Annotated in this window: 19 protein-coding genes and 1 pseudogene; 7 read left to right on the top strand and 13 right to left on the bottom strand. The window is 64.9% G+C overall.

Annotated elements, in window-relative coordinates; translation table 11 throughout:
* Positions 1-1,362: a 30S ribosomal protein S12 methylthiotransferase RimO gene (gene rimO / locus ACNQQL_RS10285; RefSeq protein ID WP_034181306.1), complete on the bottom strand. Its 1,362-nt coding sequence runs from the start codon at positions 1,360-1,362 to the stop codon at positions 1-3.
* Between the two features lie 83 nt (positions 1,363-1,445).
* On the opposite strand from rimO, the gene ACNQQL_RS10280 reads away from it, so the two are divergent.
* The 5 genes and pseudogenes from ACNQQL_RS10280 to ACNQQL_RS10260 all read left to right on the top strand — a co-directional run bounded on the left by ACNQQL_RS10280 (position 1,446) and on the right by ACNQQL_RS10260 (position 4,248).
* Positions 1,446-1,718 (top strand): hypothetical protein, encoded by a 273-nt coding sequence (locus ACNQQL_RS10280; RefSeq protein WP_347064040.1) that lies wholly within the window; start codon positions 1,446-1,448, stop codon positions 1,716-1,718.
* Positions 1,700-1,984, top strand: a pseudogene (locus tag ACNQQL_RS10275) (DUF5131 family protein); the annotation flags it as partial. The gene ACNQQL_RS10280 and the pseudogene ACNQQL_RS10275, both read left to right, overlap by 19 nt.
* A complete protein-coding gene (locus ACNQQL_RS10270; RefSeq protein ID WP_347064039.1) occupies positions 1,981-2,262 on the top strand; it encodes a hypothetical protein in 282 nt (93 codons plus the stop codon). The pseudogene ACNQQL_RS10275 and the gene ACNQQL_RS10270, both read left to right, overlap by 4 nt.
* A 254-nt stretch (positions 2,263-2,516) precedes the next feature.
* A complete protein-coding gene (locus ACNQQL_RS10265) occupies positions 2,517-3,455 on the top strand; it encodes a sialidase family protein (protein ID WP_347064038.1) in 939 nt (312 codons plus the stop codon).
* A 541-nt stretch (positions 3,456-3,996) separates the two neighbouring features.
* Positions 3,997-4,248, top strand: a complete 252-nt coding sequence (locus ACNQQL_RS10260; protein ID WP_175964549.1) for a hypothetical protein — start codon at positions 3,997-3,999, stop codon at positions 4,246-4,248.
* A gap of 417 nt (positions 4,249-4,665) precedes the next feature.
* On the opposite strand, the gene phaR is transcribed toward ACNQQL_RS10260, so the two are convergent.
* The 6 genes from phaR to ACNQQL_RS10230 form a co-directional block, all read right to left on the bottom strand.
* On the bottom strand, positions 4,666-5,232 hold the full coding sequence (gene phaR, locus ACNQQL_RS10255) for a polyhydroxyalkanoate synthesis repressor PhaR (RefSeq protein WP_034181302.1): 567 nt from the start codon (positions 5,230-5,232) through the stop codon (positions 4,666-4,668).
* 119 nt (positions 5,233-5,351) lie between these two features.
* Complete coding sequence (locus ACNQQL_RS10250; RefSeq protein ID WP_014896930.1) at positions 5,352-6,092, bottom strand: 3-ketoacyl-ACP reductase; 741 nt, start codon at positions 6,090-6,092, stop codon at positions 5,352-5,354.
* A gap of 120 nt (positions 6,093-6,212) precedes the next feature.
* Complete coding sequence (locus tag ACNQQL_RS10245) at positions 6,213-7,394, bottom strand: acetyl-CoA C-acetyltransferase (protein ID WP_347064037.1); 1,182 nt, start codon at positions 7,392-7,394, stop codon at positions 6,213-6,215.
* A gap of 98 nt (positions 7,395-7,492) precedes the next feature.
* On the bottom strand, positions 7,493-9,358 hold the full coding sequence (gene phaC, locus ACNQQL_RS10240; protein ID WP_347064036.1) for a class I poly(R)-hydroxyalkanoic acid synthase: 1,866 nt from the start codon (positions 9,356-9,358) through the stop codon (positions 7,493-7,495).
* Positions 9,359-9,717: 359 nt separating this feature from the next.
* Positions 9,718-10,557 carry a peptidoglycan editing factor PgeF gene (pgeF, locus tag ACNQQL_RS10235; protein ID WP_347064035.1) on the bottom strand — a complete coding sequence of 280 codons (840 nt, stop codon included), beginning with the start codon at positions 10,555-10,557 and terminating at the stop codon, positions 9,718-9,720.
* A gap of 6 nt (positions 10,558-10,563) precedes the next feature.
* Positions 10,564-11,772 (bottom strand): RluA family pseudouridine synthase, encoded by a 1,209-nt coding sequence (locus ACNQQL_RS10230; RefSeq protein WP_347064034.1) that lies wholly within the window; start codon positions 11,770-11,772, stop codon positions 10,564-10,566.
* Positions 11,773-11,813: 41 nt separating this feature from the next.
* Here ACNQQL_RS10230 and ACNQQL_RS10225 point away from each other — a divergent pair, with 41 nt between their 5' ends.
* Positions 11,814-12,638, top strand: a complete 825-nt coding sequence (locus tag ACNQQL_RS10225) for an outer membrane protein assembly factor BamD (protein WP_021163132.1) — start codon at positions 11,814-11,816, stop codon at positions 12,636-12,638.
* A gap of 121 nt (positions 12,639-12,759) precedes the next feature.
* Here ACNQQL_RS10225 and ACNQQL_RS10220 read toward each other — a convergent pair whose 3' ends face one another.
* The 3 genes from ACNQQL_RS10220 to ACNQQL_RS10210 form a co-directional block, all read right to left on the bottom strand.
* Positions 12,760-15,009 (bottom strand): ATP-dependent DNA helicase, encoded by a 2,250-nt coding sequence (locus tag ACNQQL_RS10220; RefSeq protein ID WP_347064033.1) that lies wholly within the window; start codon positions 15,007-15,009, stop codon positions 12,760-12,762.
* 55 nt (positions 15,010-15,064) lie between these two features.
* Positions 15,065-15,280, bottom strand: a complete 216-nt coding sequence (locus ACNQQL_RS10215; protein WP_034181296.1) for a YdcH family protein — start codon at positions 15,278-15,280, stop codon at positions 15,065-15,067.
* A 76-nt stretch (positions 15,281-15,356) separates the two neighbouring features.
* A complete protein-coding gene (locus ACNQQL_RS10210) occupies positions 15,357-16,109 on the bottom strand; it encodes a hypothetical protein (protein ID WP_347064032.1) in 753 nt (250 codons plus the stop codon).
* 159 nt (positions 16,110-16,268) lie between these two features.
* Between ACNQQL_RS10210 and ACNQQL_RS10205 the strand changes: the two genes are divergently transcribed.
* A complete protein-coding gene (locus ACNQQL_RS10205; RefSeq protein ID WP_347064031.1) occupies positions 16,269-18,593 on the top strand; it encodes a Tex family protein in 2,325 nt (774 codons plus the stop codon).
* Between the two features lie 258 nt (positions 18,594-18,851).
* Here the strand turns inward: ACNQQL_RS10205 and ACNQQL_RS10200 are convergent, their stop codons facing one another.
* From ACNQQL_RS10200 to ACNQQL_RS10190, 3 genes are all read right to left on the bottom strand, one after another.
* On the bottom strand, positions 18,852-20,768 hold the full coding sequence (locus tag ACNQQL_RS10200) for a potassium transporter Kup (RefSeq protein WP_347064030.1): 1,917 nt from the start codon (positions 20,766-20,768) through the stop codon (positions 18,852-18,854).
* A gap of 274 nt (positions 20,769-21,042) precedes the next feature.
* Entirely contained in the window at positions 21,043-21,639 is a 597-nt protein-coding gene (locus ACNQQL_RS10195) for a phosphoribosyltransferase (RefSeq protein WP_034181292.1), read from the bottom strand.
* A 6-nt stretch (positions 21,640-21,645) separates the two neighbouring features.
* Positions 21,646-22,992: an adenylosuccinate synthase gene (locus tag ACNQQL_RS10190; RefSeq protein WP_072437237.1), complete on the bottom strand. Its 1,347-nt coding sequence runs from the start codon at positions 22,990-22,992 to the stop codon at positions 21,646-21,648.
* Positions 22,993-23,007 lie beyond the last annotated feature (15 nt).

The raw sequence follows: 23,007 nt of genomic DNA, 5'->3' as shown, positions 1-23,007 counted from the left end.
TTACACCTCGCCCCACAGATCGTGGCCGTCGGCGCCCGTGATCTTCACGGACACGAAATCGCCGACCTTGTAGCGCTTCGACGCCTTCGTCGCCGGCTCGACATAAACAACGCCGTCGATCTCCGGCGCATCGGCTGCCGTGCGGCCGATCCCGCCTTCTTCGCCGACTTCGTCGATCAGCACCTTGAGGGTCTTGCCGACCTTGCGCTGGATGCGGTTCGCCGACACTTCCTCGGCGACTTCCATGAAGCGCGCGCGGCGTTCTTCACGGACATCGTCGGGCAGCGCGCCGTCGAGTTCGTTCGCGGTCGCGCCTTCGACCGGCGAGTACGCGAAGCAGCCGACGCGATCGAGCTCCGCCTCGCGGATGAAGTCGAGCAGCGTTTCGAACTGCTCTTCCGTCTCGCCGGGGAAGCCCGCGATGAACGTGCTGCGGATCGTCAGGTCCGGGCAGATCTCGCGCCACTTCTGCACGCGCTCGAGCACCTTCTCGGCGTTCGCCGGACGCTTCATGCGCTTCAGCACTTCTGGGTGCGCGTGCTGGAACGGCACGTCGAGATACGGCAGCACGTGGCCCTTGAACGGGCCTTCGGCCATCAGCGGAATCACTTCGTCGACGCTCGGATACGGATATACGTAGTGCAGGCGCACCCATGCGCCGTACTGCGCGGCGAGTTCGCCGAGCGCGGCGACCAGGTCGGTCATGCGCGTCTTGATCGGCTTGCCGTTCCAGAAGCCCGTGCGGTACTTCACGTCGACGCCGTAAGCGCTCGTGTCCTGCGAGATCACGAGCAGTTCCTTCACGCCCGACTTGAACAGGTTCTCGGCCTCGAGCATCACTTCGGCGACCGGACGCGACACGAGATCGCCGCGCATCGACGGGATGATGCAGAACGTGCAGCGGTGGTTGCAGCCTTCGGAAATCTTCAGGTATGCGTAGTGGCGCGGCGTGAGCTTGATGCCGGCCGCGGGCACGAGGTCGACGAACGGGTCGTGCGGCTTCGGCAGGTGCGAATGCACGGCCTGCATCACTTCGCCCACGGCGTGCGGACCGGTGACGGCGAGCACCTTCGGATGGACTTCCTCGATCAGGTTCGAGCCGCTCGCGCTCGACTTCGCGCCGAGGCAGCCGGTGACGATCACCTTGCCGTTCTCGGTCAGCGCCTCGCCGATCGCATCGAGGCTTTCCTGCACGGCTTCGTCGATGAAGCCGCAGGTGTTGACGACGACGAGGTCGGCGCCGTCGTAGGTGCCGGAGATTTCATAACCTTCGGCGCGCAGTTGCGTGATGATCTGTTCGGAATCGACGAGGGCTTTCGGGCACCCGAGGGAAACGAACCCTACTTTGGGGGATTGGGACATCTGGAATGTGGGGGCGTGGCAGCAAAAGCGTGAGTTTACAGCGATTTAGGGGCGGCGAGCCAAAATGAACGGCTAGCGGCAACATGGACCGCCAGTTCGAATACGCCGCACGACGGGCGGCCGACCACGAAATGGAGCTTGATGCGTCCCTATCACTCCGAGACGAGGGCTGTCGGCCTACCGTCCGGCAAGGTGCGCTCGGCGTGTTCCTGCGCGCAGTCGAGGACAGCCAGGTGCCGGCCGGTTCCGTATTGATCGTAGAGGGCCTGGATCGATTGAGCCGCGCCGAACCGCTGCAGGCTCAGGCGCAGCTCGCGCAGACGGCACCAATGCGCTTGAAGAGTTGGATTGGGTGATCGTCGGCGGCGAAAGCGGCGCCGACGCGCGGCCAATGCATCCCGATTGGTTGCGCGACCTTCGCGACCAGTGTGAAGCCGTCGGCGTGCCCTTCCTGTTCAAGCAATGGGGAGAATTTGCGCCGACGCCGAACGTCATCGAGGCTTCCGGCAACCTCTTCCATCAATTCGACGACGGTGCGTGGATGCAACGCGTCGGCAAGCGCGCCGCCGGCCGACTGCTCGACAGCCGCATACATAACGAATTTCCGGGAGGCGAAGCATGACGAAGAAAAAGCAACCGACCGGCGTCGCCTGGGTGGACGACGTGAAGGTCGTCACGCCGATCAGCAGTACGATCAGCGCGGTCAGCTTTCAGGGGTTGAGCATCACGACACCCGACGGCGAGCCGGCAACGCTCGCCGTGATCGATATGCAAGGCAGAATCATCGACTCGGGCCCGAACGTGATGCGTGCAGTGTGGGAGGTCGCGATCAGGTCGTATCGAAACTTCCTGATCGGAAGCGGGCACCTTCGCGTGTTGTCGAAGCCGGCCTCTGCATGAGAACAACGGCGCTTCGGCGCCGTTTTCGTTATGCCTTCCGCTTAGCGTGTCGAAATGATCGAGCGTCAACAGTTCCGTCGAATCGCGCTACGTCCAGATGGCGTAGGCGCGTAATCGAGTGTAATGGATCTGCCGCATGAGAGAGACTACGTTTATTGCGCGTGAGCTTTGAAATACCACGCTGCCGGACCAAACATCACTGACTTAAAGACGTCGGCGATCCAAAAGCCCTTAACAATCGAGAGAGGCGCATCATGAATGACGAAAATCGGCTTGTTGACGAAGAAAGCAACCAAGACACTTCCTCAGACACCGCTCAGGCACTAAATTACCCTTCACTGGCGGTTTTCAATGGGAAGCTATACTTGGCATACAAAGGCGCCGACAGTAACAATAACATTTATCTCACATCTTTCGATGGAAAAGAGTGGGATAAACCGACGGCAGTCAAAAACGGTGCATTCTGGACAACCCAGGCAGTTGCACTAGCGGCATTCAGCGGGAAGCTGTATATGGCACACAAAGGCGGCCTCAACAACAACGGCGTTTATTGCGCATCGTTCGATGGGACGAACTGGGATCCCAAGGAACATACCGTGCCGCAAGACAGTACTCGCCAACCCGTCGCCATGGTTTCCTATAACGGAAGATTATACATGGCACACAAGGGCCCAAACGACACACACATTTACTTCCATAGTTTCGATGGGGTGAACTGGAAATCGGGAGGCTATGTCGGCGTCCAAGGTGCCGAAACCACTCAGCCGGTTGCATTGACGACGTTCAATGACAGGATGTACCTAGCATTCAAGGGTGTCGACGATAACAGCATTTACTACACCTCGTACAATCTCACCGGAAATAGCTGGGATCAACCAAAAAAAATCAACGATCGGGACTGGACCAGTCAGGCGGTTGCATTATCGTCATTCAATGGGAAGTTATATATGGCACACAAAGGTGGCGGCCCCGACAATCAAATTTATTACAACTCGTACGATGGAACAAGTTGGGGGATCGACAGAGGAGTTTCGGGTTCAATAACCTCTGAACCGGTCACATTAGTGGTATTCAATAAGAATCTGTATTTGGCATATAAAGATGCAAAAAATTCCGACATTCATTACAAGTTATTCGACGGAGCGTCTTGGGGAACGGAACAAACAGTCCCCAATGCGTCAACGACTGAGTAATTGCGCTAATCAAGGTATGCGTGGTGATTAGAAAAATCTTCTCCTATCTGCCTGCCTCCTTGCGAGTTCGCACAGGTAGTCAGGCACGCATACGGCCGATAGCTGCAGCTTGGCTATCGGCCGACGCGACCAGCGCAAGCAGTTGCCGGCCATCTGCCCGCCCACGCGGCCACGAGCAAGTCTCTGCGCAATCCAAACCGCCACACAGGACCAAGGTTATATTTGCAAACTTTCGGGCACCCGAGGGATACGTACCCTACTTTGGGGGATTGGAACATCTGGCGTGTGGGAGCGTGGCAGCAAAAGCGTGGGTTTAAGCTATTTTTCGGTCAGCGAGCCAAAGCCGGCGGTTGCGACGCAACGGGCCACGACCTCAATGTGCGCCTCGCGCGGGCGCTCGACTTGGGAAACCGCCCCATCCCTTTCAGGGCGATGCGACAAGATGACGGGCGCGATCGGCAAACGCCACCGCGCCGGAATCGCCCCGCCGCTATGCGAAAATCGCAGCGTCCGCTTTCTTCAATTACCCAACGGGGCTCGCATGACAACCCACATCACTATCGAATTCACCGAGCACGCTGCCGAAACCATCGGCGAGCAAACCAGCACCAGCTTTTCCTACGACCAGGGTGCCCACGTGCCGCAACCCGGCGACTTCGTCGAAATCGAGAATTCGCGGCAGACGTTTCTCGTGATCGGCCGCGTGTTTTCGCTGAAGGCCAACTACAGCGCGGTCAAGCTCGTGCTCGACCTTCCTCCGCACGACGACGAGCAAGGATTCCCGGCGCAGTAAAACAATCTAGTCCGGTACCGTCGGCGTTGCCGCCGGCAATCGCGCGCGTCCGGCCCGCGTTGCGGGAAATCACTCGAGCGACGAGATCGTAAAAAACCCGCCGGAGCGGGCTCAATCCAGTCCTGCACTCACGGAAACATCGCCGCGGTCAGGCACCGCTCAGACCACACCGCGTCATCTCCATCGCCGAACGGCCACATTTCTGCATCTCGATCAACTGGACAACGGCCATGCCCGCCACACTCGGCGCGAGCATGTCGTGCCGACGATCATGAACGATCGTCGGCGATATCTTCCGGCATGCGGCGGCCGCGCATCGTCGTGCCCGAGCACACGATCGGCCGCCCCGCGCCACCTCGCCTCACGGCACCGACGCCCGACGGCTCGCGCCGCCGCGGCCGGCCTGCCGCAAAATCGCTACTTCTTCTCCGGCTCGGTGGAACCCGGCTGCTTGAACGGAAACGTGCTGAACATCGACTTCGCCTGGTTCTGCATCTGTTCCTGCATCTGCACGAACATGTTCTTCGACTGCTCGATGTAGCTCGTCATCATCCCTTGCATCATCGGCGCCTGCATGTTCATGAACTGCGACCAGACTTCCGGATTCATCGCATTGGTGTCGTACATGTTCTTCGACTGATCCGCGAGCTTGTTCTGGATGTCGATGAACGCCTGGATGTTCTTTTCCAGGTACGTGCCCATCATGCCCTGCATCGCGTGACCGTAGAAACGGATGATCTGCGACAGCATCGACGACGAGAACATCGGCACGCCGCCGCTTTCCTCTTCGAGGATGATCTGCAGGAGGATGCTGCGCGTCAGGTCTTCGTTGGATTTCGCATCGACGACCTTGAAGTCCTCCTGCTCCAGTACGAGCTGCTTCACGTCGGTGAGCGTAATGTACGTGCTTGTCTCGGTATCGTAGAGCCGGCGGTTCGGGTACTTCTTGATGAGCCGTTCGGCCGTCTTCTTTGTAGTAGTCATGTAACGCCTTTCAGTGCAGCGTAGCGCAAGTGACGAATCCCCGCCGCCCGAACCCGGGAGGCGGGGGCCTTCGGAACACACCCGGCTGCGCGGCCACCCGGCCCGCGCAGCCCGGGCGTTCAGCCCATGTGCAGGCCGCCGTTCAGCGAGAAGTCGGCGCCCGTCGCGAAGCCGGAATCGTTCGACGCGAGCCACGCGACGATCGAGCCGATTTCCTCCGGCCCGCCGAGACGCCGCACCGGGATCGTCGCGACGATCTTCTCCAGCACGTCGGGGCGGATCGCCTTCACCATGTCGGTGCCGATGTAACCCGGCGACACGGTGTTGACCGTCACGCCCTTCGTCGCGACTTCCTGCGCGAGCGACATCGTGAAGCCGTGGATGCCGGCCTTCGCGGTCGAATAGTTGGTCTGGCCGAATTGCCCCTTCTGGCCGTTCACCGACGAAATGTTGATGATCCGGCCCCAGCCGCGCTCGACCATCCCGTCGATCACCTGCTTCGTCACGTTGAACAGGCTCGTCAGGTTGGTGTCGATCACGGCGGTCCAGTCTTCGTGCGTCATCTTGCGGAACACGACGTCGCGCGTGATGCCCGCGTTGTTGACCAGCACGTCGATCTCGCCGACTTCGGCCTTGACCTTGTCGAACGCTTCCTTGGTCGAGTCCCAGTCGCCGACGTTGCCTTCCGACGCGATGAAATCGTACCCGAGCGCCTTCTGGTCCTCGAGCCATTTCACACGGCGCGGCGAGTTCGGGCCGCAGCCCGCGACGACCTTGAAGCCGTCCTTCAACAGACGCTGGCAAATGCTGGTGCCGATGCCGCCCATCCCGCCCGTTACGTACGCAATTCGCTGAGACATAAATCTCACTCCATTTTTTGGTTTCGAGAGCTGCCGAGGCTCCCTCTGACTTCACGTGGCGCCGGCCGAAGCCGCAATCGGCCGGCGCCCGGATTCGGTTCGCAGGTAACGGACGACCGGTTACGGACGCTCGACCGCGAGCGCGACACCCATCCCGCCGCCGATGCACAGTGACGCCAGCCCGCGCTTCGCATCGCGCTTGGCCATCTCGTGCAGCAGCGTCACCAGGATCCGGCAACCCGACGCGCCGATCGGGTGGCCGATCGCGATCGCCCCGCCGTTCACGTTCACCTTCGACGTGTCCCAGCCCATCTGCTTGTGCACCGCCAGCGCCTGCGCCGCGAACGCCTCGTTGATCTCCATCAGGTCCAGGTCGCCCGGCGTCCAGCCCGCGCGCTCCAGGCACCGGCGCGACGCCGGCACCGGGCCCATCCCCATCACGCTCGGATCCACCCCCGCGTTCGCATACGCCTTGATCCGCGCCAGCGGCGTCAGGCCCAGCGCCGCAGCCTTCTGCGCCGACATCACCAGCACCGCCGCCGCGCCGTCGTTCAGGCCCGACGCGTTCGCCGCCGTCACCGAACCGTCCTTCGAGAACGCCGGCTTCAGCCCCGCCAGCGACTCCGCCGTCACGCCGTGACGCACGAATTCATCGGTCGCGAACTGCAGCGGCTCGCCCTTGCGTTGCGGAATCAACACCGGCACGATCTCGTCGTTGAAGCGCCCGGCCTTCTGCGCGGCTTCCGCCTTGTTCTGCGACAGCGCCGCGAATGCGTCCTGCTCGTCGCGCGTAATGCCGTATTCCTTCGCGACGTTCTCCGCCGTGATGCCCATGTGGTACTGGTTGTACACGTCCCACAGCCCGTCGACGATCATCGTGTCGACCAGCTTCGCGTCACCCATCCGGAACCCGTCGCGCGAGCCCGGCAGCACGTGCGGCGACGCGCTCATGTTCTCCTGCCCGCCCGCGATCACGATCTCCGCGTCGCCCGCGACGATCGCATTCGCCGCCAGCATCACGGCCTTCAGGCCCGAGCCGCACACCTTGTTGATCGTCATCCCCGGCACTGCCGCCGGCAGCCCGGCCTTGATCAGCGACTGCCGCGCCGGGTTCTGCCCCGAGCCGGCCGTCAGCACCTGGCCCATGATCACTTCGCTGACCTGCTCGGGCTTCACGCCCGCACGCTCCAGCACCGCGCGGATCACCGTCGCGCCCAGTTCAGGCGCCGCAATCTTCGCAAGCGAGCCGCCGAATTTGCCGACCGCGGTCCGCGCGGCCGATACGATCACTACGTCCGTCATTTCCCTTTCCTCCAGGCCCGCACGACACGGCGCATCGTTACCGGCCCTGTTAAAAAACTGCGGTGCATCGGACAGCGTGCGCCGCTGTCCGGTTTTCGTCAATCGCGCTGCAATACGTAGCGCCCCGGCGCCGGCTCGATCACCGGGAACTGGGCGGAACCCGGCTTGGCGGGCGGCGCCACCTTGCGGCCGCCGTACTGGTCGAGCCACTCGACCCAGGTCGTCCACCAGCTTCCCGGCTGCTCGGCCGCACCGGCGAACCAGTCGTCAGCGGCTTCCGGCAGGTCGCTGTCGTTGACCCAGTAGCTGCGCTTCTTCTTCGCCGGCGGATTGATCACGCCCGCGATGTGACCCGACGCGCCGAGCACGAACTTCAGCGGGCCCGACAGGATCGACGTCGACGCGTAGGCCGTCTGCCACGGCACGATGTGATCCTCGCGCGAGCCGTAGATGAAGGTCGGCACGTCGATCAGCGACAGGTCGACGGATTCGCCGCACACGGTCAGCGCGCCCGGCGCGCGCAGCTTGTTCTCGAGATAGGTATTGCGCAGGTACCACGCGTACATCGGGCCCGGCAGGCTCGTCGAATCGCTGTTCCAGTACAGCAGATCGAACGGCGCGGGCGTGCGGCCCTTCAAGTAGTTGTCGACGACGTAGTTCCACACGAGGTCGTTCGGCCGCAGGAACGAGAACGTGTTCGCGAACTCCACGCCGCGCATCAGCCCCGGTTGCGTGCCGTTCTTGCCGCCGATGGTCTGCTCGCGCATCTGCACGTGCGCCTCGTCGACGAACACGTCGAGAATGCCCGTGTCGGTGAAGTCGAGCATCGCGGTGAGCAGCGTCATCGACGCGGCCGGGTGTTCGCCGCGCGCGGCGAGCACCGCCAGCGCGGTCGCGAGCATCGTGCCGCCGACGCAGAAGCCGAGCGTGTTGATCTGTTCGCGGCCGCTGACCTGCTGCACGGCATCGATCGCCGCGAGCAGCCCTTCGTTCATGTAGTCGTCCCACGTCTTGTGCGCGACCGATGCATCCGCATTGCGCCACGACACGAGGAACACCTGATGGCCGTTCGACAGCGCGTGCGCGACGAGCGAATTCTCGGGCTGCAGGTCGAGGATGTAGAACTTGTTGATGCACGGCGGGACGATCAGCAGCGGCCGCTCGAACACCTTGTCCGTCTTCGGCGTGTACTGGATCAACTGGATCAGGTCGTTCTCGTAGACGACCGCGCCTTCAGTACACCCGAGGTTCTTGCCGACCACGAACTGCGATTCGTCGGTCTGCGAAATCTTGCCGCGCTGCAGGTCGCCGAGCAGGTTCATCATCCCCTGCCGCAGGCTTTCGCCCTGCGTCTCGAGAATCGATTTCTGCGCGTCGGGATTGAGTGCGAGGAAGTTGCTCGGCGCGGCGGCGGCCGTCCATTGCTGGACCGTGAACCGGATGCGCTCGCGTGTCTTCGGATCGGTCTGAAGCGCGTCGGCCAGTTCCTGCAGATAGCGCGCGTTGAGCAGATACCAGGCAGCCGCGAACGCATGCGCCGGCGACGCCTTCCACGCATCGCCGCTGAAGCGGCGATCCTTCAGTTCGGGCGATTCGAGCTTCGCGGCGGCCGCCTGCTGCATCAGCGTCATGCAATCGCGCGCGTAGTCGGCCTGCAGCGTCTGCAGCCGTTCGGGCGGAATCGCCGCAACCGGCAGCTTCAACCCCGCGAACGGCGACGCCATGCTGCCCAGATCGGGCATCGACGGCACCTGGAACGGAAACGAAGCCGGGAACTGGAATGTCGCGAACGGATTGACAGTGGCCGACGCAGTCGCGGCGCGCGCCGGATCTGCAAAGCCGCGCCACGCGCTCAACCACGACTCGAACATCTGCTGCATCGGCTGGGCGGCCGGATCGAAACCGGTGCTGCCTGCGGAAGTGCCCGCCTGAGCGGACGTCGACGAATTTTTCGATGCTGTCATTACCTGCCTTACCGGTGATTCGTGAGCGTCTATCGTGAAATCCTGCTCGCGCGCGGCATGCCGGCTGCGAGCCGGGCCGTCATGCTCTGGAGAGGCGTCTCCAGATTCTGCCGCAGTGCGGTATTTTTATCATTATCGTTTTCCCCATGTGAAGCGCCATGTCAAACCGCTGAACATTTCCGCGCGGAGATAATCCGTGCGCAACAGACGGGACAAGGGTTTCGGCGAAACATAAAGCATTTTGGTCGACTTGACTTCGGGATTTTTCATTCGACTGCGCATGCTACGCCGCATTGCCGTCTAAATATCGAGATAACCGATTTCGCGACGCAACAAAACCATGCGCGCATGCGCATGCGTCAATCTGCCAGCCAGATCGCCGCCGCCATGCGGCCCGTCACACGGTCGCGCCGATACGAATAGAAGCGCGCGCGTTCGGTGACCGTACAGGCGGTCCCGCCGCTCACGTGCGCCACGCCGGCACGCGCGAGGCGCAGGCGCGCGAGCGCATGGAGATCGGCGAGAAACTTGCCGGGCACGCCGTCGATGGCGACGAACGCATGACGGGTTTCATCATGCTCCGACTGCGGGGCCGTGTCGAGAAACGCGTCGCGCACGTCGGCGCCGACCTCGAACGCCTGCGGGCCGATCGCCGGCCCAAGGTACGCATGAAGCGTGTCCGTCGCGCCGCCCGCGAGTGCCGCGACGCGCACCGCGGTCTGCTCGACGATGCCGGCCGCGAGCCCGCGCCAGCCCGCATGCGCGGCGCCGACCGCGCGGCCCTGCGCGTCGCACAGCAGCACGGGCAGGCAGTCGGCCACCATCACGACGCAGACGGCGCCCGTCCGGTCCGTGACGCTCGCGTCGGCCTGCACCGGCGCCGCAGCCGCGGGCGCCGCCGCGATCACCTCGTCGGCGCGCACGATCTGCGCGCCGTGAACCTGCTCGAGCCATGCCGCGCTCGACTGGCCTGCCAGCGCGAGCAAGCGCGCGCGATTCCCGGCGACATGGGCCGGATCGTCACCGGTATGCAGGCCGAGATTCATCCCGCCCGCCATCGCGGCGCCGTCCTGCCAGCGCCCGTACGGGCCTTCGCTCACGCCGCCGTCGCGCGTCGTGATCAGCGCGCGCACGCGCGGCGACACCTGCCAGTCGGGCTGTACGCAGTCCTGCCACGTCAACGGCGCCAGGTTCGTCATCGGCACTCACTCCTCCTCATCGTCCAGGTACGGCTCATCGTCGTGATACTCGCCGCCGAAATCGTCATCGTCGTAGACACCGTCGTCGTCGTCGAATTCCTCCTCGCCCTGCCCGAAGCCGAGCGCCGCGACGAGTGCGTTCATGTCGTCCGGCAACGGGCAGCGCCACTGCATCGCCTTGCCCGTGACCGGATGCACGAGGCCGAGCCGCCATGCATGCAGCGCCTGTCGCGCGAACCCGTCCGGCAGCGGCGCGACCGAGCGCTTGCCGCGCGCGCGTCCGTAGACGGGGTCGCCGAGCAGCGGGTGCCCGGCATGCGCGCAGTGCACGCGGATCTGATGCGTGCGGCCGGTTTCGAGGTCGCACTGGATCGCCGAAACCGGCTGACGTTGCCACACGCATGTGTCAACCGTGCGGAAATGCGTGCGCGCGGGCTTGCCCGACGCGCCCGTGACGACGGCCATGCGCGTGCGCTCGCGCGGATCGCGGCCGATCGGCGCGTCGATCGTACCTTCCTCGGGCATCGTGCCCCACACGAGCGCGAAATAGCGGCGCTTCACCGTGCGGGCCTGCAGTTGGCGCACGAGGTCCGTCTGCGCGGCCAGCGTGCGTGCCACCACCATCAGGCCGGAGGTCTCCTTGTCGAGCCGGTGGACGATCCCCGCGCGCGGCAGGCCGGCCGCCGCGTCGCCGTAACGATGCAGCAGGCCGTTCAGGATCGTGCCGCTCCAGTTGCCGGCCGCCGGGTGCACGACGAGGCCGGCCGGCTTGTTGATGACGACGAGCGCGTCGTCCTCGTAGATGACGTCGAGCGGCACGGGTTCCGGCGTGAACGCGAGCTGCTCCGGAAGCAGGTCGGGCACGAGCTCGATCTTCGCGCCGAGCGGCACCGGCTGGCGGATCTTCGCCGGCGCGCCGTCGACCAGTACGCGCTGCGCCTCGATCCAGCTCTGCAGGCGGCTGCGGGAGAATTCGGGGAACAGTTGGGCGAGCGCCTTGTCGAGGCGTTCGCCCGCGAGCGACAGCGGCACTTCGACGACGCGCGGCGCGTCATCGCCCGCCGCGGACGGCACTACGGGCGGTTGCAATACGTCGCCGGTCAGATCGTCATCGAGGGAATCCCCCGAGGCAGCGTCGGCGGGCCGACCGCTTGGGCTATAATCTTCGCGATTTGGTGTGCCCGGCTGGGCATTCTGCGAACTTGAACGGGTCATTTAGACTGGGTCACCGAGACTTGAAGCTAGGACATGCGAGCATGATGAATTCGACCAAACGTACGGCCAGAACCGTCGCCGCCCGGGCTGCGGCGGTAGCGGCCGCGGCCCTCATCGCCGGCTGCCACGGCTTGCCGCAGAAGCAGGACGAGACGGCTACCTGGTCGAACAACAAATTATACTCAGAGGCCCAGGACGCACTGTCCGGCGGCGACTGGGGCAAATGCGCGAAATATTTCGAATCGCTGCAAGGTCGCGATCCGTTCGGCCATTTCGCGCAACAGGCGCAGATCAACGTCGCATACTGCAACTGGAAGGATAACGAAGCGGCAGCCGCCGACCAGGCCGTCGACCGCTTCATCCAGCTCCACCCCGATCATCCGGATATCCCGTACGCGTACTACCTGAAGGGGATGATCCACTTCAACGACGATCTGGGCCTGTTCGGCCGCTTCTCCGGCCAGGACATGAGCGAACGCGATCCGCAGGCGCTGCGCGAATCGTACGATGCGTTCAAGGTCGTCGTCGACCGCTTCCCGAAGAGCAAGTACGCGCCCGACGCAGCCGCACGGATGCGCTACATCGTCAACGCGCTCGCGTCGCACGAAGTGCACGCGGCCGACTACTACTACCGTCGTGGCGCATATGTCGCGGCCATCAACCGCGCGCAGCTCGCGATCAAGGACTACAAGGGCGCACCGGCGATCGAGGACGCGCTGCACATCATGATCCTGTCGTACGGCAAGCTGAACCAGCCGCAACTCGCCGAGGACACGAAGCGCGTGCTCGCGGGCACGTTCCCCGACAGCCCGTACGTGACGGGCCATTCGCGCCCCGGTGCGAAGAAGTCGTGGTGGCAGTTCTAAAGCGCTGCGCGACGCAACTCCAGTTGCACGAACAAAAAACCCGGCCATCGAGCCGGGTTTTTTGTTGGCGCCGCATTCCGGCGGCACAGGTGCGGTCGCGCGGCGGTCGCCGCGCGTGCCGTCACATGCGTTTTTCCGAGCGGTGCTCGTCGAAGAAGTCCTGGACGACCGCGATCTCGCGAGTCCGCTTGAACGGCGGCAGGCTCTGCCAGATCCGGCGCCCGTAAGGCTTGTCGACGAGCCGCGTGTCGCAGATCATCAGCACGCCGCGATCCGTCTCCGCGCGAATCAGCCGGCCCGCGCCCTGCTTCAGCGTAATCACGGCCTGCGGCAACTGGTGCACGGCGAACGGACTCAAGCCCTTCTTCGTCAGCGCGTCGAGCCGCGCGGCCAGCACCGGATCGTCGGGCGGCGCGAACGGCAGCTTGTCGATCACGACGAGCGACAGCGCGTCGCCGCGCACGTCGACGCCTTCCCAGAAACTCTGGCTGCCGACCAGGATCGCGTTGCCATACGCGCGGAAGCGATCGAGCAGCTCGGTGCGGCTCGCATCGCCCTGCACGAGCAGCGGCGTATTCCAGCCGCGCGATTCGATCACGTCGCGCAGCTTCGACGCGATCCGGTCGACCGCGCGCAACGTCGTGCACAGCATGAACACGCCGCCGCCGGACGCCTCGATCGCAGGCAGCGCGGCATCGAAGACGGCATCGGTAAACGCAGGCGAAGACGGCTGCGGCAGGTTGCGCGGCACGTACAGCAGCCCCTGCGACTGGTAGTCGAACGGGCTCGCGAGCGTCATCGAACGACGCGAGCTGAGGCCCATCTGCGCCGCGTAGTGCGTGAAATCGCCGCGCACCGACAACGTGGCCGACGTAAACACCCATGCACGCGGCACGCCTGCGCGCTGCTTCGCAAAGATCGGCGCAACCGACAGCGGCGTCTCGTGCAACTGGACGGTATGCGCGAACACCTCGACCCAGCGCACCTTCTCGTTCGGATCGCCGCCGGACGCAGCCTTGTCGCCTGCCGCTGCCTCATCGGCCTTCGCGGCTGCTTCCGCCGCGCCGGGTGCGACCCAGCCGGCCAGCAGGTCCTGCAATTCGCGTGCGCGCCGCAGGCATGCACCAAGCGACTCCGCCCGTTCGGCCTGGCTCGCGAGCGCCGACGCAAGCGCATCGAGCGCCGCCTCGAGCGCGTCGAGCGCGCCGAACATCGGGTGGTCGTCGCCGAGCTGCGCGAGTGACATGCGGACGATCTGGTCGTTCGCGAACGCGAGGCGCAAGTCGCGCGCCGCACGTTCGAGATCGCCGCCGAGCTTCACCCACTCGACCGCGTCGCGCGCATGGCTCAGGCCTTCGGCCACCGTGTCGCGTGCGAGCTCGAGGATCTGCGTCGTCGACAGCGTTTCGCCGAAAAACAGCGTCGCCGTCTCCGGCAACTGGTGCGCTTCGTCGAAGATGATCGTGTTCGCGTTCGGCAGCAGTTCGGCCATCCCCGTGTCGCGCAGCATGATGTCCGCGAAGAACAGGTGGTGGTTGACGACGACGACGTCGGCCTGCTGTGCCTCGCGCCGCGCCTGCATCACGAAGCATTCCTTGTAGTGCGGGCACTCCTGGCCGAGGCAGTTGTCGCGCGTCGATGTGACCATCGACCACACGGGCGCCGTTTCCGGCACGCTGGCGAGTTCGGCCTTGTCGCCACTCTTCGTGAGCTTCGCGAAGCGGACGATTTCCTGCAGGTAAGCCGTGTCCTGCCGCGACGGCAGGCGGCCGTTGTCGGCCGTGCGTTGCAGGTAGTAGTGGCACAGGTAGTTTGCGCGGCCCTTGAGCATCGCGACCGTCACCGGCACCGCGAGCGCGTTGCGCACGGTCGGGATGTCGCGCTGGAACAACTGGTCCTGCAGGTGCTTCGTGCCGGTCGACACGATCACCTTGCCGCCCCACAGCATCGCGGGCACGAGATACGCATAGGTCTTGCCGGTACCCGTGCCGGCCTCGACGATCAGCGTGTTGTCGCCTGCGTCGTTATCGGACCCGGCGGCCGCGGCATCGTCCGCCGCCGGCCCGGCCGTCTTGTCGCCGTCGCCGAGGCGGCGCGCCGGCCGCTTGCGGGTTTCGAAGATCTCGGGTTCGGGCATCCGGCGCGCGGACGCTTCCATCGCGGACGCAACCGCACGCGCCATCTCGATCTGCGACGTACGCGGCCGATAGCCGTCGAGCGCGCGCGCCAGCAACCCGCCTTCGCCAAAGATCGTGTCGAGTTCGTCGACGCGCTTGCGGCTCAGCTCGAAGGTGCCTTCGGGCGCACGAACGCGCCCGGCGGACGACTCGTCTCGCCGGGCATCGGGGGTGGCTTCAAGCGGTGAATTCAAGGCAAGCGTTCCTGTGTCCAGCGCCCGAGCGGCGCCGGCGCTTGCCAGGCCGCGCTCAGGCGCGCTTATCCGGTTCCAGCTGCGATTGCAGCAAAATGATTTTGTCCTTGGCTGCCAGCTTTTCCTTCTTCAGCCGGTGCAGCGTGATGTCGTCGATGTCGGAGTGTCCTTCCTTCAGCTCGATCTCCCGAGCGAGCTGCTGGTGCTGCTCCTGCAATGCAGCCAAACGGTTGTGCAATTCCTGCTGCTGTTCCGTGAGACGGTTTTGCATGTTTGCCTCCTCATCGAAGCAGCGCGCCGGCTGGCGTGCCAACGCGCACGAGACTGATCCCGATCAATCCAACACGTTACTGCCCCTGCTGTTGCTGCTGTTTGGCCTTCTCGGCCGCTTCCTGCTGACGCCGCTCGACATCGGCCTTGTGCTGCGCGGCTTCCTTCTGCTTCTGCTCGTAGCGCACGGCGTTGTCCGCCCGCTCCTGCGCCTTCTGCGCCGCCTGCTGGTGCGCCTGGTCGAGCTTGCGCTGGAAGTCGGCCTGCTTCTGGTCGTATGCCTGCTTGCTCGCCGCGCGCTGCGGCCCTTCCGCGCCGCGCTGTGCCTGCTTCAGCGCATTCTGCTCCTGCTTGTCGCGGAACGCAGCCGCGTTCGCCGCGTCGTTCGCCGCGCGCTGCGGCGCTTCCGCCGCATTCTGCGCCTGCTTCAGCGCCTGTTGCTGGTCGCGCTGCTGCGCGCGCACCGCGCGCTGCTCGTCGTTGAGCGCAAGCTGCTCCTGGCGGATGCTCGCCCGCTCGTCGCGCATCTGGTCGCGTGCCTTGCCGAGACAGTGATTGACGAAGAACTTGCTGTAGCAATCGTGCTCGGCCACCGCATAACGATAATCGTTTTCCGCGGAGCGCTGATTGAGCACTTTTTGACGGGCGTCGAAATCCGGTGCGGCTGTGGTCGTAACGGGCGCGGCTGCGACGGCGGCCGGCGCGGTTGCGCCGGAAGCCTGCGCGAACGCACCGGAAGGCCCGGCAGACAAAGCCGCGGCGAGCGCTGCGCCGAGCGCGGCGAGAGAAATGCGGGAAGTTGGCAACGTCGTAGGAAAGCTGCGGGACATGTGTCAAATTCTATCACCCCCGGCTGGGCGCTCCGCCATTTATGGCAAAATGCCCCGCTTCACCCACCCGCGGCATCTGGCCCGTCGGGCCGCCGTGCAGCCTGCCGCTCCGGGCCTGCCGGCCCGCGCCGCGATTTCAGCAGGCAGATCATCCACGACATGACGGAAACCGTAGCACTCAAGATCGTACAGCGCATCGCCACCGAACTGTCCGTCCAGCCGCGCCAGGTCGCGGCGGCCGTGCAACTCCTCGACGAAGGCTCGACCGTTCCGTTCATTGCCCGGTACCGCAAGGAAGTGACCGGCAACCTGGACGACACGCAGCTGCGCCAGCTCGAGGAACGCCTCCTGTATCTGCGCGAACTCGAGGATCGCCGCGCGTCGATCCTGTCCAGCATCGACGAACAGGGCAAGCTGACCGACGAACTGCGTGCCGCGATCGACGCGGCCGACAGCAAGCAGGTGCTCGAAGACCTTTATCTGCCGTACAAGCCGAAGCGCCGTACGCGCGCGCAGATCGCCCGCGAAGCCGGCCTCGAGCCGCTCGCGCAGGCGCTGCTCGCGAACCCGCTGCTCGACCCGCAGGCCGAGGCGGCCGCGTATGTCGACGCCGACAAGGGCGTCGCCGACGTGAAGGCCGCGCTCGACGGCGCGCGCGACATCCTGTCCGAACAGTTCGGCGAGACGGCCGAGCTGCTCGGCAAGCTGCGCGACTACCTGCACAACCAGGGCGTCGTGTCGTCGGCAGTCGTCGAGGGCAAGGAAAACGAGGAAGGCGAGAAATTCCGCGACTATTACGACTACGCGGAAACGATCAAGACCGTGCCGTCGCACCGCGCACTCGCGCTGTTCCGCGGCCGCAACGCGGGCGTGCTGACGGTCAAGCTCGGCCTCGGCGAAGAGCTCGACGCACAGGTGCCGCATCCCGGCGAGGCGATGATCGCGCGCCATTTCGGCATCGCGAACCAGAACCGCCCGGCCGACAAATGGCTGTCCGACGTATGCCGCTGGTGCTGGCGCGTGAAGGTGCAGCCGCATATCGAGAACGAGCTGCTCACGCAACTGCGAGAAACCGCCGAAACCGAAGCGATCCGTGTGTTCGCGCGCAACCTGAACGACCTGCTGCTCGCGGCGCCGGCCGGCCCGAAGGCCGTGATCGGTCTCGACCCCGGCCTGCGCACCGGCGTGAAGGTCGCAGTCGTCGACCGCACCGGCAAGGTACTCGCGACCGACACGATCTACCCGCACGAGCCGCGCCGCGACTGGGACGGCTCGATCGCGAAACTCGCGCGCATCGCCGCGCAGACGCAGGCCGAACTGATCAGCATTGGCAACGGCACCGCGTCGCGCGAAACCGACAAGCTCGCGAGCGAACTGATCGCGAAACACCCCGAGCTGCGCCTGCAGAAGATCGTCGTGTCGGAAGCCGGCGCGTCGGTCTACTCGGCGTCCGAGCTCGCGGCGAAGGAATTCCCGGAGCTCGACGTGTCGCTGCGCGGCGCCGTGTCGATCGCGCGTCGCCTGCAGGATCCGCTCGCCGAGCTCGTGAAGATCGAGCCGAAGGCCATCGGCGTCGGCCAGTACCAGCACGACGTGAACCAGCGCGAACTCGCCCGCTCGCTCGACGCGGTCGTCGAGGATTGCGTGAACGCGGTCGGCGTCGACGCGAACACGGCATCGGCCCCGCTGCTCGCACGCGTGTCGGGCCTGAACGCGACGCTCGCGCGCAACATCGTCGACTACCGCGATGCGAACGGCCCGTTCCCGTCGCGCGAGCACCTGCGCAAGGTACCGCGCCTCGGCGACAAGACGTTCGAACAGGCCGCCGGCTTCCTGCGCATCAACGGCGGCGAAAATCCGCTCGACCGCTCGTCGGTGCACCCGGAAGCCTATCCGGTCGTCGAGCGGATGCTCGCGAAGATCAGCAAGCGCATCGACGACGTGCTCGGCAACCGCGAAGCGCTGTCGGGCCTGTCCCCTGCGGAATTTGTCGACGAACGTTTCGGCCTGCCGACCGTGCGCGACATCCTGTCCGAACTGGAGAAGCCGGGCCGCGATCCGCGCCCGGAATTCAAGACCGCGACGTTCCGCGAAGGCGTCGAGAAGGTGTCTGATCTCGTGCCGGGCATGACGCTCGAAGGGGTCGTGACGAACGTCGCCGCGTTCGGCGCGTTCGTGGATATCGGCGTCCATCAGGACGGCCTCGTCCACGTGTCCGCGATGTCGACGAAATTCATCAAGGACCCGCACGAAGTCGTGAAGGCCGGCCAGGTCGTCAAGGTGAAGGTGCTCGACGTCGACGTGAAGCGCCAGCGCATTGCGCTGACGATGCGCCTCGACGACGATGCGGCAGCACCCGGCATGTCGTCGCGCGGCAACCAGGATCGCGGCAACGCGGGACGTGGCGCCGCCCGCCCGCCGCGTTCGCGCGAGCCGGAACCGGCCGGCGCGATGGCCGCGGCATTCGCGAAGCTGAAGCGCTGAGCGCGCGAAAGCCGTCGACGCACGCAAAGCCCGCCGCAAGGCGGGCTTTTTTATGGCTGCCGCGAACGCGCACGGCTCGGCGGCGCCTGCGCGCACGCAGTCGGCTATCTGATTGGATGGTTTGGCTTGCGCGGAACACGCGGCGCGATGCGGCTGCGTTGGCTCTCGCGGTGACGGCCGGTGATGCGAACGATCGCGGCCAGTCCGGGCGGTCGGCAGACGCGGCGTGCGGCCGTCAGGCCCGCGCGCCGCACCTGGTCAGATCTCGATCTTCGTGCCGAGCTCGACGACGCGGTTCGCCGGAATCGAGAAGAAGTCGGTCGGCTTCGCGGCGTTCTGATGCATCCACGCGAACACGCGCTCGCGCCAGATCGACATCCCGGGCAGATGCGTCGGCACGACCGTTTCGCGCGCGAGGAAGAACGACGTATCCATCAGCTCGAACGTCATGTCGTGCGCGCGGCCGAATTCCTCGAGCACGGCCTTCACGTCCGGCGTCTCGTTGAAACCGTACTCGGCCTTGACGATGTACAGCCCGCCGCCCGCATCGCGTGAGCTCAGGCGCTTGTCGTCGCGCACGTAAGGAAAGTCGCGCGTGACGAACGTCAGGAAAATGGTTCGCTCGTGCAGCACCTTGTTGTGCTTCAGGTTGTGCAGCAGGCTCACGGGCACGAGCTTGTCGTTGCCGGTCAGGTAGATCGCGGTGCCCGACACGCGATGCGGCGGATGCGCGAGCAGCCCTTGCAGGAACGGCTCGAGCGGAATGCCGTCGGCTGCCGTGCGCTCCTTGACGATGTGACGCCCCTTGTACCAGGTCATCAGGAGGAAGAACAGCAGCGCGCCGATGCCGAGCGGCAGCCAGCCGCCCTGCGCGACCTTCAGCAGGTTCGCGCCGAAAAAGCCGAGGTCGATCGCGAGGAACACCGCGATGATCGCGCCGACCAGCACCCGGTTCCAGTTCCACACCTTCACCATCACGACGCATGCGAGCACGGTCGTGATCACCATCGTCGCCGTCACCGCAATGCCGTACGCGGCCGCGAGGTTGTCGGAGCTCTTGAAGCCGACCACGATGCAGAGGATCACGAACAGCAGCAGCCAGTTCACGACCGGCACGTAGATCTGGCCGATCGCGAGTTCCGACGTATGCAGCACCTTCATGCGCGGCACGTAGCCGAGCTGGATCGCCTGCGACGTCAGCGAATACGCACCCGAGATCACGGCCTGCGACGCGATCACGGTCGCAACCGTCGACAGCACGACGAGCGGCAGCAGCCCCCATTCGGGCGCCAGCAGGAAGAACGGGTTCTCGATCGCCTTCGGGTTCTGGATCAGCAGCGCGCCCTGGCCGAAGTAGTTCAGCACGAGCGACGGCATCACGAGCCCGTATGCAGCGAGGCGAATCGGCTTCGCGCCGAAGTGACCCATGTCCGCGTAGAGCGCTTCCGCGCCGGTCAGCACCAGCACGACCGAGCCGAGCACGACGTAGGCCTGCAGCAGGTGATCGGCCATGAACGACGCTGCGTAGTACGGATTGATTGCCGCGATGATGCCCGGCACGCGCACGATGTGGTACACGCCGAGCGCCGCGATCACGACGAACCACAGCACCATGATCGGGCCGAACAGCTTGCCGACCAACGCGGTGCCGTGGCGCTGGATCCAGAACAGCGCGATCAGGATCACGATCGTGATCGGCAGCACGAGGTGCGACAGGTGCGGCGTCGCGATTTCGAGACCTTCGACGGCTGACATCACCGAGATCGCCGGCGTGATCACCGCGTCCCCGTAGAACATGCATGCGCCGAATATCCCGAGCGCCATCAGCGCACCCGCGACGCGGGTTTTCGAGTCGAGCGGCCGCAGCGACAGCGCCATCAGCGCGAGCACGCCGCCTTCGCCGTTGTTGTCTGCCCGCATCACGAACAGCAGGTACTTGACGCCGACCACCAGGATGATCGCCCAGAACAGCAGCGAGATCACGCCGAGGATCGAGCTTTCGGTCAGCGGAATGCCGTGCGCGGGGCTGAACGCCTCCTTGAGCGAATACAGCGGGCTGGTGCCGATGTCGCCGAACACGACGCCGATGGCTGCTATCGCTAGCGCCCGCATCGAGTGTTGTTGCGTCGAGTGCGGCGCGTGTGCTGCGTCGGTCGCGTGGATCGTGTCGTTCATATGAAGCGTAATAATCGGGTCCGGGTCGGACAAAACGAGCGCTATTCTACTCGCGCCCCCGTGAAACGCCGCCCTGCTCTGTTGCCGTGAAACCACGTGATCCACGCTGCGCATGCAATCCGGCGCGAGCTGTGGCAGGGCTGCCATCATAGCCGGGGCGGCGGCGTCTGCCTACCGGATACGCAGGGCATGCCGCGCCGCGCAAACGGTGCCGCAACGAAAAACGGCGCCGCAAGCGGCGCCGTGCAAGGCTTTCCTTCGATCGACCGGCCGCTTACGCGCCCGAACCGTCGCGCTGCGCGCGACCGCGCTTGATCCATGCCTCGAGGTTGTGCGGGCGAACCGTGTCCCACTCCTCGAACGGCTGATGAATCCACGGATTCGTCGGCAGATATTGCGTGTGATAGTCGGGCTTGACCTTCGAGCAACCCTTGTACCAGAGCACGGCCGAACGCACGGCCGTCACGGCCGGATAGCGCTCCTTCAGGTGCTCCTGCACGCGCGCGAGCGTAACGCCCGAATCGACGAGGTCGTCGACCAGCAGCACGTTGCCTGCGAGGTTGCCGCGCGTCATCGTGATGTACTGCGCGATGTCGAGGTCGCCCTGCTCGGTGCCGGCCGCTTCCCGGTACGAACTCGTCGCGAGGATCGCGAGCGGCACGTCGTAGATGCGCGACAGTTGATCGCCGACGCGCAGGCCGCCGCGCGCGAGACACAGGATCTGGTCGAACTTCCAACCCGATGCATGCACCTCGAGCGCGAGCAGTTCGATCAGACGATGATATTCATCCCAGCCTACCCACAGGTTCTTGTCGTCGTTGCGCGGATCGGTCATCAAGTCTGCCGCCGTCATCGTGATTTGCTGCGTCATCTGGGGTTACACCTTGAACGGATGGCGGAGCAGGATCGTTTCGTCGCGGTCCGGGCCCGTCGACACCATGTCGACCGGCACGCCAGCCACTTCCTGGACGCGGGTCAGGTAGGCCTGTGCGTTCGCCGGCAGTGCTTCCCACGTCTTGATGCCGACCGTGCTTTCCTTCCAGCCGGAGAAGGTTTCGTACACGGGCTCGCAACGGGCCACATCGGCCGCGCCGCGCGGCAGGATGTCCACATCCTTGCCGTCGATCTTGTAGCCGACGCACAGCTTGACTTCGTCGAGGCCGTCGAGCACATCGAGCTTCGTCATGCACAGGCCCGACACGCCGTTGATCTGGATCGAGCGGCGCAGCGCGGCCGCGTCGAGCCAGCCCGTGCGGCGCGGACGGCCGGTGACGGAACCGAATTCCTTGCCGACGTTCGCGAGCGTGACGCCGACCTGGTCCTGGCGCTGCGGGTTGTCCGCATCGTACAGTTCGCTCGGGAACGGGCCCGAACCGACGCGCGTGCAATACGCCTTCGTGATGCCGAGGATGTAGTTGAGCTTCTGCGGACCGACGCCCGCGCCGGCCGACGCCGCACCCGCGACGCAGTTGCTCGACGTGACGAACGGATAGGTGCCGTGATCGATGTCGAGCAGCGTGCCTTGCGCGCCTTCGAACAGCAGGTTCTGGCCCGCGTTGTTCGCGTCGTACAGGCGGCGCGACACGTCGGCCACCATCGGCTTCAGGCGGTCGGCATAGCCGAGCATCGTGTCGAGCGTGGCCTGGAAGTCGACGGCCGCGCCACCCAGGTACTGGGTCAGCACGAAGTTGTGGAAATCGAGGTTTTCGCGCAGGCGGTCGGCGAAAGTCTTCGCGTCGAACAGATCCTGCACGCGCAGCGCGCGACGGCCGACCTTGTCTTCGTACGCGGGGCCGATGCCGCGGCCCGTCGTGCCGATCTTGCCCGCGCCCTTGCGCGCTTCGCGCGCCTGGTCGATCGCGATGTGGTACGGCAGGATCAGCGTCGTGGCTTCGGAAATGAACAGACGGTCGCGCACGTTCACGCCGGCTTCTTCGAGCTCGCCGATTTCCTTGAACAGTGCTTCGGGGGACAGGACGACGCCGTTGCCGATGTAGCAGGCGACGCCTTCACGCATGATGCCCGACGGAATGAGGCGCAAGATCGTTTTCTTGCCGCCGATGATGAGGGTGTGGCCGGCGTTGTGGCCGCCCTGGAAACGCACGACGCCCTGAGCGTGGTCCGTCAGCCAGTCGACGATCTTGCCCTTGCCTTCATCACCCCATTGAGTTCCCACAACGACGACATTGCGCCCGGGAGTCACGTTCACTGCGCTGGCAGACATGTTGATTCGTTAGCT

This window comes from Burkholderia sp. LFS061 (assembly GCF_047978125.1).
In the GTDB taxonomy this organism is placed as follows: Bacteria; Pseudomonadota; Gammaproteobacteria; order Burkholderiales; family Burkholderiaceae; genus Burkholderia; species Burkholderia pyrrocinia_C.
This window is presented reverse-complemented; position numbering and strand designations above follow the sequence as displayed.

What these genes read in the sequence shown, in the direction of transcription:
- rimO (WP_034181306.1), bottom strand. Translation starts at nt 1,362, where the DNA reads ATGTCCCAATCCCCCAAAGTAGGGTTCGTTTCCCTCGGGTGCCCGAAA.
- ACNQQL_RS10280 (WP_347064040.1), top strand. Translation starts at nt 1,446, where the DNA reads ATGGACCGCCAGTTCGAATACGCCGCACGACGGGCGGCCGACCACGAA.
- ACNQQL_RS10270 (WP_347064039.1), top strand. Translation starts at nt 1,981, where the DNA reads ATGACGAAGAAAAAGCAACCGACCGGCGTCGCCTGGGTGGACGACGTG.
- ACNQQL_RS10265 (WP_347064038.1), top strand. Translation starts at nt 2,517, where the DNA reads ATGAATGACGAAAATCGGCTTGTTGACGAAGAAAGCAACCAAGACACT.
- ACNQQL_RS10260 (WP_175964549.1), top strand. Translation starts at nt 3,997, where the DNA reads ATGACAACCCACATCACTATCGAATTCACCGAGCACGCTGCCGAAACC.
- phaR (WP_034181302.1), bottom strand. Translation starts at nt 5,232, where the DNA reads ATGACTACTACAAAGAAGACGGCCGAACGGCTCATCAAGAAGTACCCG.
- ACNQQL_RS10250 (WP_014896930.1), bottom strand. Translation starts at nt 6,092, where the DNA reads ATGTCTCAGCGAATTGCGTACGTAACGGGCGGGATGGGCGGCATCGGC.
- ACNQQL_RS10245 (WP_347064037.1), bottom strand. Translation starts at nt 7,394, where the DNA reads ATGACGGACGTAGTGATCGTATCGGCCGCGCGGACCGCGGTCGGCAAA.
- phaC (WP_347064036.1), bottom strand. Translation starts at nt 9,358, where the DNA reads ATGACAGCATCGAAAAATTCGTCGACGTCCGCTCAGGCGGGCACTTCC.
- pgeF (WP_347064035.1), bottom strand. Translation starts at nt 10,557, where the DNA reads ATGACGAACCTGGCGCCGTTGACGTGGCAGGACTGCGTACAGCCCGAC.
- ACNQQL_RS10230 (WP_347064034.1), bottom strand. Translation starts at nt 11,772, where the DNA reads ATGACCCGTTCAAGTTCGCAGAATGCCCAGCCGGGCACACCAAATCGC.
- ACNQQL_RS10225 (WP_021163132.1), top strand. Translation starts at nt 11,814, where the DNA reads ATGATGAATTCGACCAAACGTACGGCCAGAACCGTCGCCGCCCGGGCT.
- ACNQQL_RS10215 (WP_034181296.1), bottom strand. Translation starts at nt 15,280, where the DNA reads ATGCAAAACCGTCTCACGGAACAGCAGCAGGAATTGCACAACCGTTTG.
- ACNQQL_RS10210 (WP_347064032.1), bottom strand. Translation starts at nt 16,109, where the DNA reads ATGTCCCGCAGCTTTCCTACGACGTTGCCAACTTCCCGCATTTCTCTC.
- ACNQQL_RS10205 (WP_347064031.1), top strand. Translation starts at nt 16,269, where the DNA reads ATGACGGAAACCGTAGCACTCAAGATCGTACAGCGCATCGCCACCGAA.
- ACNQQL_RS10200 (WP_347064030.1), bottom strand. Translation starts at nt 20,768, where the DNA reads ATGAACGACACGATCCACGCGACCGACGCAGCACACGCGCCGCACTCG.
- ACNQQL_RS10195 (WP_034181292.1), bottom strand. Translation starts at nt 21,639, where the DNA reads ATGACGCAGCAAATCACGATGACGGCGGCAGACTTGATGACCGATCCG.
- ACNQQL_RS10190 (WP_072437237.1), bottom strand. Translation starts at nt 22,992, where the DNA reads ATGTCTGCCAGCGCAGTGAACGTGACTCCCGGGCGCAATGTCGTCGTT.